We start from the raw sequence: 16,252 nt of genomic DNA, 5'->3' as shown, positions 1-16,252 counted from the left end.
CAGATTATAAATGAAATATTTAAATAAATTTTTCCTTTTTCCTGCACTGGCTTTAGGAATAATAATGACAAGCTGCAGTAAAAACTTTCTGGATGTAAATGATGATCCGAACAGGGTGACAGAGTCTAATGTTACACCCGAATTAATATTTCCGGCTGCTGCTGTTGGAGTAGGTGCAAGACAAGCCAGCGGCGACTTTGGTTTTCTGAATAACTGGATGGGATACTATGCGCCCAATGGCGATTTTGCTCCAAGTCTTCAGGAACAAACTTATTCCCTTGACTTCAGTTTTGGTGACGCTTTGTGGCAAAGGCACTATAATGTACTTTTTGATTTATACCAGGTAAAAACCAAAAGCTTAGTGGAAGGGGGCGATACGGTTTTAGCAGCGGCTTCCATGATCTTATCTGCTAAACTGTTCCAGGAGTTAGTTGACCTGTATGGCAATATACCTTATAGCCAGGCTTTTCAATCTAAACAATATCCTAATCCTACTTTCGATAAGGCGCAGGATATTTACAATTCACTTTTAATGAGCCTGGATACTGCTGTTAATTATATGAGCACTTTAACTGGTTCCAAATCTTTTGCAAGTGTAGACGTTGTGAATGGTGGTGACCAGACCATGTGGATAAAATTTGCAAATACACTCCGGTTAAGATTATTAATTCGTCAATCGGAAGTTCCCGGCTTTGATCCTACCGCAGAGATTGCCAAAATTCAGGCAACAGGTGGAGTGTTGGGAGCGGGCGAATCTGCTAATGTAAATCCAGGATATGTGAATGATGTGGATAAGCAGAATCCTTACTATGCTAATTACGGTTATACGCCAACCGGCAATAAAGCTACCACGTCTGTGAATGCAAACAACTATATTCTAGGTATTTTGTCGTCCAGTGGTGACCCCCGTATAGGACGCTTTTTTCAGCCTGCTGGGTCTGGATATGTAGGTGGTACTTATGGTGATAAGCAGAGTGATATTCCTATTGGGTCTCAAAGTTCCTATTTTGGTCCTGGATTAATAGGGGACGATTTGGATGGAGGAGCCGGTGCCAGCCAGGACCAATGGATAATACCTTCTTTTGAAAGTATGTTTCTTTATGCAGAAGCTGTAGCCCGGGGCTGGATAGCGGGCGATGCAAAGGCTGCATATGAAAGTGCAGTTACAGAATCTTTTGTTTGGCTTGGTGTACCCAATGCAGAAGCTGAAGCGGCTGATTATTTGACCGGTAGTGATATAGCAATCTGGAATAATGCCGCTTCTACAAGTGATAAGATCAAGCTCATAGTATACCAGAAGTATATTGCGTTAACCGGTATAGACCCTCTGGAATCTTACTCTGACCAAAGAAGGTTGCACTTCCTGCCAGATAACGGTTATATTTCTGCAAATCCGGCAAAGGTTTCCAACACACTTCCTTTGCGCTTATTGTATCCACAGAGTGAATACACTACCAACAGTGCAAATGTATTGGCAGAAGGTACAATTGATCCGTTCGGTACAAAACTCTTTTGGGAGCCATAATTAAAATACGAGTTTAAATAATCTCATTATGAAATATAATTCTTTAAAATACACCTTAGTTTTCTTATCGTTGATTTCCATAACGCTGTGGGGATGTTTGAAAGATGAATCATTTGATGATCATGAAATTCAATCAGTAGCCGGGAGCGGGAATCAGAATGTGGTAAGTATGGCTTTAACTGCCACAAATACTACCAACCATTTGCAAATAGCATTTGATAAATCTGATGCAGATACAACTTTTGATGCTATTCCTGTTACACTCGCAGGACAGCCAGCTACTGAGGATATACAAGTTAAGTTAGTAATAAACCCGGCTTTATTAGGTGATTATAATGCAGAAAACGGTACCTTACATGAAGAAGCACCCACCAGCGTGTACTCGGTTACAAACGCAACCGGCGATTCCGCTACGGGGTATATAGTAACCATACCTAAAGGCTCTAATACTGGTTATTTACAATTAAAGATTAAGCCAAACGATTTTTTAGGTAAAGACTATGCATTAGGCGTACAAATCAGCAGCATTTCACCAGCAGGCTATTTAATTGCAAGTAATTTGTCAGCAGGTATATTGGCTCTTTCCACAAAAAATCTGTGGGATGGTAAATATACCCTTGTCCAGAAACAAGTCGGGTGGGCTGCTTATGGTATTGCAGATGGTGAAACAAACACGTGGCCAAGTGATGTTTCCATTATTACGGCCAGCGCAGTAGCCGATGATATAAATACTCCTGAAGGCGGGAATCTTCAGCCAGCGTTTACACCTGGCGGCGGCGTTACAGTTTTTGGCGCTACTGCACCACGATTTACATTTGACCCTGTTACTAATGCAGTTGTAAGCGTAGAAAATACGATACCTGATGATGGAAGAGGCCGTACGCTGCAGCTGAACCCTGCCGTAACGGACAGCCGTTATGATCCTGCAACTAAAACAATTTATGTTGCTTATATAATGAAGCAGAACGGCCGACCAGACCAATATATTTATGATACGCTTACTTATGTAGGGCCTCGCTAATAAAATTTCAACATTAAAGTAAAGACTAGTATTAATGAAAACTATAAAATGTATTACGAAAACCAGAGCTTTTGTCTTAGCAACCTCAACATTGCTGCTGGTACAAGTTTTTTCCTGTAAAAAGGACTCTACTCCTCCACCTGTACCGCCGGTGGTGACTGATCAGTCTTTTAGTACAAGCTTTGAGAACAAAGATAGTCTGGTCAATCAGGGATGGGTATTTACTAACTTAAGCGATTTTCCTGGACAAGGATGGGACTTTGAATCTGAAACATCTTGGGGAGCTGCTCCTTATGATGGTTCGAAATTGCTTGATAACAATCCTTTTTTAGCGACTGAAGATCCATATGATACTCTTACAGGAGCCGCTGTAATAAGTGATTGGCTGATTTCACCAAAACTCTTTTTGCAGAATGGAGATAAAATCAGTTTTTATACTTTATCTCACGGTTCGATTGGATATGGTGCTGGTGGGTCATACGGAGATAGATTGCAATTACGTTTGAATGTTTTCAATACTTCAGACAGCATTGGTACTGCTTCGTCAGATGTTGGCCATTTTACAACGCCTTTGCTGGATATTAATCCACTTTACAAAACTACACCTTCAGGTGATTATCCTTCTACCTGGACCAAATATGAAGCAACTATTACAGGATTGAATCAGCCCGATTCCGGCCGTTTTGCACTCAGGTATTTTTTGGAGTTAAGCGGTGGTGCACATGGTGATGAAATAGCTGTTGATAAATTGGAGTTTACAAGTGCAGGGCATTAAAGTTTTCTGGTTTAAAAAAAAGCCGCTTAAAATAGTTGAGCGGCTTTTTTATTTGTTTATGCCCTTGTACTTGATGCTTTAAAGTATAATATCAGATTGAATTAAGTTGCCTTACATAAGCTGCGGGCAGAAGCTCTGCGCTTTGTATATCATGCTACCTGTTTAAAATAGGTATAAAATAAATTTACAATAGTCAAATTTTACAATACGAATAATGGCTAAACATAATTAAATTAATCTTTTAGCGCAATAACCATTATCCTTTATAGTATAACAAACAAACAGTTGTATGATATGGTAAACAAAGCTAGTTCTTAAAATTGGCATGAATAATATTAATTGCTAATTAATCTTATCCGCATGCAGCTAATGCCTATAAAAAGGCCTGATAATTAAATTGTTATAATAGCGTCTATCGCTATTGCATATAAAATTGTTGATAGAATGATTTAATTTTTGTTAAGAAAATATTTAAAGAATGTAAAATTTAAATCCTTTTCTTTCTATTTTTACATCATTCTTGTTTTAAGAAATGTATAAATGCACATGAGAAATCTATTTTCCGCCTCGGGAAATACTAATGGTATGTTATTTTGTCCGGTACCGCCGGCAGATATTTTCATTTTTTTGAATAATCAAAAATGTAATGTTAGGTAGAGCGATACTTCTTATTGAGAAGATGGTATTGCTTTGCTATGCCGCATTATAGCGCCGGTAATTTACCGGCAGACAGTTTTATGTTCAGTAAAAGCAAAGTTTTTTATTTATCAAACAATATGCACATGAGAAAAATTCTATTGATGTTGACAGTAACCATACTGTCCACTTTATTCGCATTTGCTCAAACCCACACCATAAGCGGGAGGGTATTGAGCAACGATGGCGTTCCGGTAGCCGGAGCAAGTATCGTAGTAAAAGGTACCACAAATGGTACTATCTCTAACGACAGCGGGTATTACAGACTTGAAGCAGCTCGCGGAGCCATTCTGCAAATAAGTGCGCTTAATTTTAAATCGGAAGAGGTAATAGTGGGCAGTAGCAGTGCGTTAGACTTTCATCTTACAGGTGTCACCGGTATGATGGATGAAGTGATTGTTACGGCTGGCGGTATCAGATCATCGCGCAGACAACAAGGTACTGCCAATACCGTGATTAAAGCGGCCACCCTTACGGCTGCAAAGCCGGTGAATATTGCAGGTGGGTTGCAGGGTAAAGTCGCCGGTTTGCAAATAAATGCAACAAGTGGCGGTGTTAATCCTAACTACCGGCTGATACTAAGGGGGCAACGCTCGCTCACTGGTAATAACCAGGCGCTGATTGTATTGGATAACGTAATTGTGCCTAATACCGTTTTAGGTAATTTGAATCCGGAAGATGTGGATGAAGTTGTAGTTTTAAATGGCTCTGGTGCAGCGGCTTTATACGGCTCTCAGGCTTCAAACGGTGCTATTATCGTAACTACAAAAAAGGGAACAAACGGTCTTACGCAAGTAAGAATATCCCAAACAACTACGGTTGAATCCGTAGCTTTTTTTCCAAAAATTCAGAAAGAATACGGCGCCGGTGGTAGCTCTTATGGCTATGATGAAAATGGTAATCCGGCATGGTCTTATTTAGAAAACCAGTCTTACGGAGATCATTTTGATGGTTCTTTGCGTCCTTTAGGACCCCCGCTTGAAGATGGTAGCCAAGATTCTGCTTACTATTCTTATAATGATGGTCACAATAAATTCTGGCAAAAAGGTTTAACTAATCAAACTGACTTCTCATTAACAAATGGAGATGAGAAATCCACCTTTTACTTATCCGGCCAGTATGCTACCATAAAAGGTACTACACCCGGCGATAAATATAACCGTACAACATTGCGTGCTAATGGTACACGTAAAATAGGCAATATGGTAAACGTTACCTATAGTACTTCTTATACACAAAACCGTTATGATATTACCACACAAACAGCCAGCATGTATGCAAATATGCTAAACATGCCTTCGAATGTAGATATTACAAAGTATAAGAACTGGAGAACAGATCCTTTTGCAAACCCTAACGGATATTATAATCCGTGGTATCAAAATCCATACTTCAGTGCAGATAATTATAGGTCTAACCAAAGAAATGATTACCTGACGGGTAATGTGGAAGTGAAATTTACGCCTGTTAAGGGGCTTGATTTTGTGGCAAGGCAAGGTATTGCTACAAGGAATTATTCTTACAAAAATACTATAGCCGCTTTTGATTATACTTATTATGCAGAGCATACAGATGCGAGCTCAAAATCGGATATTTCTGCTGCCGTTGCTGATGGAAGTGCTTATACCACTGAGTTGCTGAGCGATCTGTTTACACAGTTTAAAACAAATGCAAATGACTTTTCTTTCAATGTAATTGCCGGTGGTCAATGGCGTCAGGACCAGTCAAAGTATATCGATATGTCGGCAAATGGATTAGTAATACCTGATTTATATAACATTAGCAACCGCCTTGCAACACCCAACGTAGGCGAGTCTAATTATAAAGCCAGACAGATGGGTATATATGGTGATGTGAGAATCGGATATAAAAATTATTTATTCTTACATGGTACCGGACGTAACGACTGGGTTTCTATACTGGCACCCGAAAACCGTTCTTTTTTCTATCCTTCTGTTGACCTTTCTTTTGTTGCCAGCGATGCTATTCCATCACTTAAAAATAGTACAACAATCAGCTATTTGAAAGTAAGAGGCGGCTGGTCTAAAGTAGGACAGGTAAACCTGGGTAATAGCGGAGATTATGGAGCTTACTATCTTGATCAGACATTTAGCCAGGCTAATGGCTATCCATATACCACAGGTGCAGGATATACTGTAAACAATACGCTTGTATCGCCCAGTTTAAAGCCTGAAATTACAAAAGGGTATGAAGTGGGTTTTGATTTGAACCTTTTTAAAGACCGGTTCTCTTCCAGCGTTACGTGGTACGATACTAAAACAGATAACCAAACTGTTACAACAGGTGTTTCAAACGCTACCGGTTTCTCAGGTTTTAGGGTAAATACAGGTCAAACCATGAGCCGCGGGTTAGAAGTAGCTGCACATGTAACCCCTATAAGAACCCGCAATGTAGAGCTGGTAGTTGGTGGAAATTACACTTATCTTGACAATAAGGTTAATGCTATCAGTGCAGACCTGCCAAGGTTGTCGCTTGCTACATACGGCAACGGATCGGGCTCTTATGCAGTAGCTGGCTATGCTTTCCCGGTTATTATGGGTACAGACTATCAGCGCGATGATGAGGGACATGTAATAGTAGATGCTAAAACCGGTACGCCTCTAATCGATGAAACAATACGGGTGCTTGGAAGTGCCGTAGCAAAGAACCGCGTGAGCCTGGATGCCGGTATTACTTTATTCCAGAACTTCCATATTTCTACTTTATTTGAATATCGCGGCGGATATAAAATTTACAATAGCATGGGCGGCGAACTTGACTGGGCAGGCACCGGTTATAGAACAGCTATTTACCATAGAAATCGTTTTGTATTTCCTAATTCGGTATATGAAGATCCTGAACATCCTGGCACTTACGTAAAGAATACAAGCATTACTGTTGACAATGCAAACGGAAATTCCGGCTTCTGGACAAATGATGATAACAGGGATGTTACCAGCAACTATGTAACATCGGGCGACTTTTGGAAACTCAGAGAACTTACCATTTCCTATGATCTTCCTGTATCATTGCTAAGTAAGACAAGGTTTATTAAGGGCGCTACTGTTAGCCTCCAGGGACGTAATTTGTTTGTATGGCTGGCTAAAGACAACTACTATACCGATCCTGAATATAGTGATGCAGGTAACGACAATAATGGTATTGGTTTGACTGGCTTGTCGCAAACGCCACCATCCCGTTTTTATGGCGCTACTATCTCCGTAAATTTCTAATTGAACAAATCACCGCAGCAGGCGACCCATTTTAAAATGTGTATGCAGTAATAAAAATGGGTAGTCTGCCGGGGTATTAATAAAATAAGTAAGATAAATGAAAAAAGTAATAATTGTACTGATAGGGGTGGTGGTGTTAGGCACCTCTTGTAAGAAGTATTTAGATATTAACAAGAATCCTAATGCAGCAATATCTGCTACACCGGAAACAGTGCTGCCGCAGGCAATGACTTATACTGCAAGTGTATCCAACAGCTATAATACCTATGGTGCACAAATGGTTGGCTATATGGCAAATGCCGGCGGCTATGGTGGCTTTGGTTCTAATGTAACATATGATTTTGGCACAACTGATTATCAAGGTCTGTGGTCTTCTGCTTATGATGTACTGGAAGATTTGCAGTATATTCTTAAACAGACAGATACGTTACCAGATTATGGCTACTTCAATGCAGCCGCCCGGATATTAAAAGCTTACAACTTTGAGCTGCTTGTAGATACCTATAATGATGTGCCTTATACAGAAGCACTCGAAGGATTAGGTGAGTTAACGCCTAAATATGAGGATGCAAAAACGATTTATGTAAGTTTGGCGAATCAGTTAGATTCAGCTATTGCAACTATTCATACCGCGATGGATGACCAAAGCAATAATCCAACAAGTAATGTGAAGGATTTGAGCGGCAATACAGATATCATGTTTCGTGGTAACATGACTAAATGGATACAATTTGCAAATACTATCAAACTACGCCTGGTGGTACATGCTGGTGGAAAAGTAAACTTTGCGAATACAACTTTTGACGAAGCTGGTTTTCTGACTACCGATGCATTGGTGAATCCCGGATATACAAGAGATAACGGCAAGCAAAATCCTGAATGGGATACCTGGGTATTTAAATATAATGGAGATCCGGGAAACAAAGCCTGGATTGCAACGAAATTTATACTTGGCTATTACGATGGAACCATTTTGCTTGACCAGGGACGAGGCTATGCAAGCTATTACAATTTTCCATCCACCGCATCTAACCAGTTAGGTTTTGAAAGCAACGATGTGCCGAGTTGGCCAACAGGCAGTGTTTGGTACAGCAGTGCTAGCGCTAACAGCGATAGGGGAAGCACAACTGCAGGTGGCAGCATCGGTATCCTTAAAGGACCAAATATGTCTCAACCACTAATGCTGGCTGCCGAAAGTTACTTCCTACAGGCTGAGGCAGTATTGAAAGGACTAATTACATCCGAACTTAGTGATGCAGATTTGTTTGTAAATGGCGTTAAGGCTTCTTACGCCTATATTTATAAAAATCCTGATGGTTCATCAGAACCAGGATGGGATCCTGAGGCTGATTATCAGTTGTACCTCGATGATAATCCCGATAGCTATTTGGTACATTATGATCTTGCAAATTCTATGGATCAAAAACTTGAAGCTATTATTACCCAGAAATATGTTGCTTTGAATATGATCAACAGCAATGAAGCCTGGAATGAATATCGCCGTACACATTATCCATCTATTGTGAATGGTTCGTCAGATCCACACGAAACCTTTGCTTCCCTGCAGTCTATCAGTACCCGTCCTGATGAACTACCGACGAGAATACTATATCCGGCTTCAGAATCCTCTTACAATCCAGAGAACAAACCTACAGACGTAGATAAGTTTACTTCTTTGATATTCTGGGCTTTACCATAACTTTTTAAACAAATTATAGCATGAAAAGAATAATGATTAAAATACTTCCTTTATTTATGGTGATTTGCAGTTTATCATCATGCTTAAAGGGATATGATACAAATATTGATACGGATAAGACAAACAGTGTTGTTGAATTTGCAAATACCGGAAATATTGTTTCTGGAGGTAATGCCACTTACCATAGGTTTGCGAGTGACCTGGGGGTTCTCAACCTCGGCGATTCTGCAACCTTTAATGTAAACATTCATTATGCCGGTGCAGCGTACGCCCCAACTGATATTACAGTAAACTTAGAAGTTGATGCTGCCGCACTTACCTCTTACAATGAAAGTGATGGTACAGACTACGTAGTACCACCAACGAGTGTTTATAACTTTCCTTCATCAGTAGTTATAAAAAAAGGTACACTCGAAAGCCAGATAAAAGTTGCCATTGTTCGTAATGCAGACTTTGATTTCGCTGCAAGCTATGCATTGCCTTTAAAGATAGCGTCTGTTTCAACCGGCCTTATCGGTTCTAATTATGGCACATGTATTTATTCCTTTTCTATCCGAAATGGATATGATGGTGTTTATGAGGTAACGGGTGATTTCGAGGACTTTGTTTTAGGTGCCGCTGCTACTTCTTCTTATCCTAAGACCATTGACTTAGTTACCTACGGACCTAATTCTGTTGGCTATTTTGATCCAAATTTAAATGGAGGTATTTATGGGTATTCTTTTGAAAATGGTGGCTCCGGCTCTTATTACGGAAATTTTGCCCCAATATTTGCATTTGATAATGATGGGAACGTAACGGGTGTAACTAATTATTATGGGCAGGGCACCAATCCGCAGGTAAGATCGGCTGAGTTAGATCCCTCAGGCGTGAACAAAATGACCTTCGATGGCACCACGCCGGTTAAGTTGGAAGTAAGTTATTTTATGATCCAGGCTGGAGCTAAAAGAATAGCTGTTTCAGAAGTGTTTACTTACACCGGAGCACGATAATAAAGTTCTTGAATGCATTGGAATAATATTTTACCCCTTGCAATTAGCAAGGGGTATTTTTTATTATTTATAGCGATGTTGTTACTGCATCAAGAAGTGCTGCTTACAGGTATTTGATTGATAAATACTATAAATAGGTTTTATTACTTTTTCTTAAAAGGTTGCTTTCTGATTGAAAGCAACCTTTTTATTTTATTACATTTGAAAACCTTAAAGAATTTGTTTATGCTTTATAAAAAATGCCTCTTAGCCGTGTGCCTGGCTATTGTTGTATGCCAAAGCTTTGCACAAGCTAAAACGGTAAAAAAGATGCTTTCACCGTCACTGGTAGAAAGTTACACTGTTTTGAAAAGCAATAAATATGTAAAGGAAGGTAGTTATATGGTAACGGATGCCGATAACCATGTGCTGGTACTGGGGCATTATAAAAATGGTAAAAAAGACAGCATCTGGAATTTTATGGATGCCGCCGGTAATGTAATACAGCAATACAATTATACCGATTCTGCTTTACTGCTCAACAACCCTGATAACAATACTATTGTACAGGCTGATTATAAGCTAACAGATGTAAATAATAGCGGTAAAATAGATGCGCCGGCACAGGTGGGTGGTGCCAATTATGGCTTTTACTTACTGTACGATCTCAAGTCGGTTCCTCCGCAGGTACTCAACCAAACTGCGGTAGTGAAGATGACCTATAACTTTGATATTGATAAAAGCGGAAAAGTAAAAGGCTGTACGGTTACCTATAAAGGAGCGGGTATTGACCTTACAGAAGCAATTCCGGCAAAAAAGTTTATGGATGAAGCCTATACCTTTTTGCCTGCCCGGGTGGATGGGCAACCGGTAGAAAGTAATCTATTATATACAGTAGATGTAAATATCAGCAAATCAAGACTGCCAAAGCAATATACTTCTCCTACATCGGACGGGGCCAAAATGAGCCAAGGCATTTATCATTAAGGAATTATAAAAATAATTATCTTAACCACAAGCCTCTCTGTATGCCAACAGAGAGGCTTGTGGTTTTTGCTGCGAATACATGTAAGATGCAAGTAGCAGTGGTTACTAATACTATTATATCTAAACCAAAGTAGCTTTTTATGGCCGTTTACCGTTCATCCAAAAATTACATTTTTTGCCCGGTCAGGGTGCAGCAGCGATGCCCCGCCCTATGTCTTAGCAAGTAGAGTATTATTTGCATTCTTAATTACCTATTTAAAACACCAATACATGAGAAGATTGATTTCTTTGATTTCAGCTCTGCTCTTTTCTGCCTTAAGCGTCTTTGCGCAGCAGCGCACGATTACCGGGAAGGTAGTGGACGACAAGAATGCCCCTGTTGCTAATGCATCTGTTGTAGTAAAGGGCACTACACAGGGAACTACTACTAATGAGGCCGGAGAGTTTACATTATCGGTTAATACTAAGGCTACTACACTGATAGTCAGCTCTGTAAACTTCACCACGCAGGAATTTGATATTACGACCAATACTTCCCCTGTTATTCAGCTAAAGCCGGGTAGCAATGCATTAAACGAAGTAGTGGTAGTAGCTTATGGCACGCAAAAACGTTCGGAGATAACCAGTGCTATTTCCACCGTAAGTGCGGATGCCATTAAAAGCCAGCAGGTTACTACTGTTGGCCAAGCATTACAAGGCACTGCTCCGGGCGTAATAGTGGTAAACACCAATGGTCAGCCCGGCGAAAACCCAACGATACGCATCCGGGGTGTTGCTTCTATATTGGCCAGTGCCGACCCGCTGATTGTAGTGGACGGCGTGGTTTTCAATGGCAATCTAAATATGATTAATCCTGCTGATATTGATAATTTCTCTGTTTTAAAGGATGCGCCGGCTACTGCATTGTACGGGTCGCGCGCAGCTAATGGTGTAATATTGATTACTACCAAAGCTGGCAAGAGAAATGCTGCACCGAGTATTACCCTGAGCTCTGTAGTGGGTATTTCTAAAAAAGCGGTGGGTGATTACTCTTATTTAAATACACAGCAGTTAATGGAATTAGGCTGGGAGGGTTTAAAAAATACCTATGAAGATGCTGGTGAGCCCAATGCTGCAGCACTGGCAACACAAAATTTAATTAACCCTGCATTCCGCTACAATCCCTATGGGCCAGCTTTTCCAAACCCCATTGATACAACCGGCAAACTGGTAGCAGGTGCGGTACCATTATGGAACGACAACTGGACTGATGCCTTGGAAAGAGACAATCCTATACGCAGAGATATTAACCTGGGAATAAGTGGCGGCACCGAAAAATCGAAGTATTATTTTTCTGTGGGTTATTTAAATCAGGATGGTTATGTAGCCCGCTCTAACTACGAAAGAGTATCTACTTTATTAAATTACACTACGTACTTAAAAAGCTGGTTACAGATAGGTGCCAAAGCTTCCATCGTTTCTTCTAAACAAAACTATCCCAACCAAGGCACCGGTAATTATGCGGATGTTATTCAATACGAAAGATCACTATCATCGGTATTTCCTATATATGCAAGAAACGACAGCGGTGTAATCATCAGGGATGCGAGTGGCAATCCAATATATGATTATGGTAAGCCTAATCCAAACCGTACTGTAAATATAAACAGACCCGTATTGCAGCCATCTAATGTAGTGGGTACTATATTTTTGGATGACTGGAACTACAAACGTCTGCTTACCGATTTGAATGCTTATGCTCAGATCAATCTTACGACTGGTTTATATTTCAGAAGTAATTTTGGTATTAACAGAAATTCTGTTGATCAGCTTCAATACCAAAACAGAGAGTTTGGTGATGCAGAATCAGTAGGTGGTCGTGTTTACCGCGAGCAAGACCTGACTACCTCCTGGACATGGAACAACATGCTGAATTATGAGCGCCGGTTTGGCGACCACCACGTAGAAGCTATGGCAAGCTATGAGGCATATAAGTATTTCTTTGAAACGCTGTATGGCTCCAAAACAGGCTTTCCTTTTTCGGGGCAGGAGCAACCGAGCAATGCTGCAACCATCGAAGACTTTGAAGGTTATACCACTACTTCTACCTTGCTTAGCTACCTGGGCAGGGTGAAGTATGATTATCAAGGCAAATATTTTGCAGAGTTTACTGCCAGAAGAGACGGCTCTTCCATTTTTGCGCCAGGTTTTCGTTATGGCTGGTTTCCGGCAGGTGGCGTTTCGTGGGTAATGAGCGAGGAGAAATTCCTGAAAAACTCCAATACTGTCAATTTTCTAAAAATACGTGCTTCTTATGGTGCATTGGGTAATAATGCATTAAACAGCTTTTTCCCGTATCTAAGCACCTATGCCTCCGGTTATAATGAACTAACAAACGCCGGTGTGTATTTAGACAATCTTGCCAACGCCCAAATACAATGGGAAAGGCAGTTGACTACCAATATTGGTATAGATTTCGGCTTTTTCAAAAATAAGCTGAGCGGTAGTATTGACCTGTTTGAAAAGAACTCAAAAAAGCTGTTGTTTAATCAACCACTACCGCCTTCTATCGGTTTTTCAAGTATCCAAACTAATATCGGAAAACTACAGAACAAAGGCATTGAGCTAAACCTTAATTACAGTGTTATCCGTAGCAAGGATCTTAACCTGAACCTGATGTTCAACATTACTTATGTAAAGAACACCATTAAAGAATTGCTGCCTGGACAGGACACTTCGGCTTCCAGTGGTGCTTTCAGGCGCGTAGTAGGCAAGTCGTTGTATGAATACTACCTGCCTGTGTGGGCTGGTGTTGATCCGGAAACCGGCGGTGGTCAGTGGTGGGTAAACGAAACCGATGCCAATGGAAACGCAACCGGTAAAAAAGTAAAATCGAATGACTATACCGAAGCATTGAACAGTGAAGAATGGGTAGGTTCCGGCTTGCCCAAAGTTACCGGTGGCTTTACTACCCGGCTGGGCTATAAAGGCTTCGACCTGAATATTTTACTCAATTACGCTTTTGGCGGTAAATACTACGATAACAACTATGCTAACCTGATGCACGGACTGTATAGTGGCTATGGTGCTCAAATGGATGTAGATGAACTAAGAAGATGGCAGAAACCTGGCGATATCACTGATGTTCCAAAACTGAATCCGAATAATAATGATGAAGAACAATTATCTACCCGCTTTTTATACAGCGGAGATTATGTGAGATTGCGTAATGTAACATTAGGTTATACTTTCAACCTCGATAAGAGCCAGAAGGTCTTCAAAAATATACGCGTGTATATACAGGCTGATAACATGCTCACCTGGGACAAACTGAAAAAAGGTTCAGATCCTGAATCTGCACTAAATGGTGATGCAGTAGGTAATGCTGTGATGTTTAAAACCTTTTCTGCCGGTCTTGACCTTAATTTCTAATACTAATTAAAGAGAAACACAATGTTGAACCAACAATATAGAATTCCTTTCTTTTTACTTTTACTATCTTTTACAGTGTTTTTAAATGCCTGTAAAAAAGACTTTATTAACGATGTGGCTCCTACCAATTCGGCAACGGCTGATCAGGTGTATGCTTCACCCGATGCTGTTCGTGTTTATTTTAATGGTATTTACAGGAGCATGCGTAGCCAGTGGCAGAGCATAGATGCCAGTGCTGGCGGATCAACAGACACCTGGGGCTATAACTCTATCAACCTGGCGCGCGATGCAAAAGGTATGGACATTGTAATGCCTTATAATAGCTGGTATTATTTTGATTATCAAAATGATAACCGGGAGCCGACTTACCGCAGAACAAGATTTACCTGGTATTTCTTTTACGAGCTTATCAATCAGGTAAATACTTTAATAAATGGTGTTCAAAACAGCACTACTATAACGGAAGAACAAAAAGCACCTCTTTTTGCAGAAGGAAGAGCACTGCGCGCTTTTTTGTATTTTGAATTAATCCGCGAGTTTCAGTTTGCTTACCTGAAAGATCCAAGTGCACCGGGTGTTCCAGTTTATACAGAGCCTGCCAGTGGCGAAAATCTGGAAGGAAAGCCGCGTGGTACTGTAAAGGATGTGTACAATCAAATTAATGATGACATCCAGTTTGCTGTTCAAAATTTAACCACAGACCGCGCTCTTAAAAGCCAGGTAAACCTGAATGTTGCCTGGGGTATGGCTGCCAGGATTTACCTTGAGCAAGGCAAATGGGCAGAAGCAGAAAATGCAGCCATTAATGCAAGAGAGGGCTTAAGCCTCGACGCTTCGGGCTATCCCGACAATTATAACGGGCTCACTTCCGATGAAGTGATCTGGGGCTTTCCGCAAACGATTGAAAATGGCGGTCAGAGTCTTTATTACGGTACACCAAGTTCCTTTTTCGAACAAACGGGTAATGGCTATGATGCATTTTGGATGAGCAGAGAATTAGTTGAAAACTTTTCTGCTACTGATATACGCAATACTTTTTATGTTTATGATCCTGATCCTACAGCAGCAGATTATCTAGCAACCAACAAATTTGGTATTAGCTCAGGGCAACCTGTTGAACTAATAAGCGGTAAAACGGTAGACTTGAAAACAATTGATTTCAATGAATCACTAAATATGATACGGGTTGGCGAAATGTATTTGATAGAAGCAGAAGCAAAAGCAAAGCAAGGCAAAGATGCAGATGCGGATAACATCTTATTCGAACTGCAAAGCAATCGCGATCCTAAAGCTGTACAATCTCATAAGACCGGTCAGGCACTGATTGATGAAATTTTACTGGAAAGAAGAAAAGAATTGTATGGTGAGTTGGGTATAGATTGGCTGGATGCTAAGAGGCTGCAGTTGCCTATAGACCGCACGAAATCTAACCATCCAACACCTAATGATTATTTCATTCCTGCCAATGATCCGGCATTTAATTTAAAAATACCACAATCAGAAATTCAGGCTAATGAAGCCTTGTCGGCAGCCGATCAAAATCCGTAGTTATTTAACTTACAACAATAAAGTAAAAGAAAAAATAAAAGGCAAACTGCATTAAAGTTTGCCTTTTACTTGTCACTAATCTTTGGTAAAGAATATTCAGCAGCTTTATAGAAAGCCATCACTTATGCTGCTTCATCTAATTCTTATTCTTCATCTATTTACAAAATCCATAATAACAGTTGGTATAAGGTGCTATGCCAGCTCAATAAGCGCATTTCTATTACCTTTAAAAATTGGATTATGGCTAAAGGCAGAAACAAACTTGATAATCCTACTGTCAGAAAAAGGAGTTGGATATTTGGCCAGTTTTGTTCTTTGTATATTTTATATACTTTTTTATAAAGCTGAATGCTTAAGAGTATCAGGGGTATATTTATGAATTCTGA

9 protein-coding genes are annotated in these 16,252 nt (G+C 40.2%); all 9 read left to right on the top strand.

The annotated features are described in order from the left end of the window. Positions 1 to 10 precede the first annotated feature (10 nt). The 9 genes from FC093_RS04660 to FC093_RS04620 all read left to right on the top strand — a co-directional run bounded on the left by FC093_RS04660 (position 11) and on the right by FC093_RS04620 (position 15,866). Entirely contained in the window at positions 11 to 1,525 is a 1,515-nt protein-coding gene (locus tag FC093_RS04660; RefSeq protein WP_137260577.1) for a SusD/RagB family nutrient-binding outer membrane lipoprotein, read from the top strand. Between the two features lie 28 nt (positions 1,526 to 1,553). Next, the gene (locus FC093_RS04655) at positions 1,554 to 2,546 is read left to right on the top strand and encodes a DUF1735 domain-containing protein (protein ID WP_137260576.1); all 993 of its coding nucleotides are present in this window, start codon (positions 1,554 to 1,556) and stop codon (positions 2,544 to 2,546) included. A gap of 34 nt (positions 2,547 to 2,580) precedes the next feature. Continuing rightward, positions 2,581 to 3,321 (top strand): choice-of-anchor J domain-containing protein, encoded by a 741-nt coding sequence (locus FC093_RS04650; RefSeq protein ID WP_137260575.1) that lies wholly within the window; start codon positions 2,581 to 2,583, stop codon positions 3,319 to 3,321. 782 nt (positions 3,322 to 4,103) lie between these two features. Then, on the top strand, positions 4,104 to 7,250 hold the full coding sequence (locus tag FC093_RS04645; protein ID WP_137260574.1) for a SusC/RagA family TonB-linked outer membrane protein: 3,147 nt from the start codon (positions 4,104 to 4,106) through the stop codon (positions 7,248 to 7,250). A 97-nt stretch (positions 7,251 to 7,347) separates the two neighbouring features. Then, complete coding sequence (locus tag FC093_RS04640) at positions 7,348 to 8,949, top strand: SusD/RagB family nutrient-binding outer membrane lipoprotein (RefSeq protein WP_137260573.1); 1,602 nt, start codon at positions 7,348 to 7,350, stop codon at positions 8,947 to 8,949. A 20-nt stretch (positions 8,950 to 8,969) separates the two neighbouring features. Then, the gene (locus FC093_RS04635; RefSeq protein ID WP_137260572.1) at positions 8,970 to 9,941 is read left to right on the top strand and encodes a DUF1735 domain-containing protein; all 972 of its coding nucleotides are present in this window, start codon (positions 8,970 to 8,972) and stop codon (positions 9,939 to 9,941) included. A gap of 225 nt (positions 9,942 to 10,166) precedes the next feature. Further along, a complete protein-coding gene (locus FC093_RS04630) occupies positions 10,167 to 10,907 on the top strand; it encodes a hypothetical protein (protein ID WP_137260571.1) in 741 nt (246 codons plus the stop codon). A gap of 270 nt (positions 10,908 to 11,177) precedes the next feature. After that, the gene (locus tag FC093_RS04625) at positions 11,178 to 14,318 is read left to right on the top strand and encodes a SusC/RagA family TonB-linked outer membrane protein (protein ID WP_137260570.1); all 3,141 of its coding nucleotides are present in this window, start codon (positions 11,178 to 11,180) and stop codon (positions 14,316 to 14,318) included. 21 nt (positions 14,319 to 14,339) lie between these two features. Further along, on the top strand, positions 14,340 to 15,866 hold the full coding sequence (locus FC093_RS04620) for a RagB/SusD family nutrient uptake outer membrane protein (RefSeq protein ID WP_137260569.1): 1,527 nt from the start codon (positions 14,340 to 14,342) through the stop codon (positions 15,864 to 15,866). Positions 15,867 to 16,252: the final 386 nt, after the last annotated feature.

The sequence above is a fragment of the Ilyomonas limi genome, assembly GCF_005233845.1.
In the GTDB taxonomy this organism is placed as follows: domain Bacteria; phylum Bacteroidota; class Bacteroidia; order Chitinophagales; family Chitinophagaceae; genus Ilyomonas; species Ilyomonas limi.
The sequence above is the reverse complement of the archived record's forward strand: the minus strand, read 5'-3'. Positions and strand labels throughout refer to the sequence as shown.

What these genes read in the sequence shown, in the direction of transcription:
- FC093_RS04640 (WP_137260573.1), top strand. Translation starts at nt 7,348, where the DNA reads ATGAAAAAAGTAATAATTGTACTGATAGGGGTGGTGGTGTTAGGCACC.
- FC093_RS04630 (WP_137260571.1), top strand. Translation starts at nt 10,167, where the DNA reads ATGCTTTATAAAAAATGCCTCTTAGCCGTGTGCCTGGCTATTGTTGTA.
- FC093_RS04635 (WP_137260572.1), top strand. Translation starts at nt 8,970, where the DNA reads ATGAAAAGAATAATGATTAAAATACTTCCTTTATTTATGGTGATTTGC.
- FC093_RS04650 (WP_137260575.1), top strand. Translation starts at nt 2,581, where the DNA reads ATGAAAACTATAAAATGTATTACGAAAACCAGAGCTTTTGTCTTAGCA.
- FC093_RS04625 (WP_137260570.1), top strand. Translation starts at nt 11,178, where the DNA reads ATGAGAAGATTGATTTCTTTGATTTCAGCTCTGCTCTTTTCTGCCTTA.
- FC093_RS04620 (WP_137260569.1), top strand. Translation starts at nt 14,340, where the DNA reads ATGTTGAACCAACAATATAGAATTCCTTTCTTTTTACTTTTACTATCT.
- FC093_RS04655 (WP_137260576.1), top strand. Translation starts at nt 1,554, where the DNA reads ATGAAATATAATTCTTTAAAATACACCTTAGTTTTCTTATCGTTGATT.
- FC093_RS04645 (WP_137260574.1), top strand. Translation starts at nt 4,104, where the DNA reads ATGAGAAAAATTCTATTGATGTTGACAGTAACCATACTGTCCACTTTA.
- FC093_RS04660 (WP_137260577.1), top strand. Translation starts at nt 11, where the DNA reads ATGAAATATTTAAATAAATTTTTCCTTTTTCCTGCACTGGCTTTAGGA.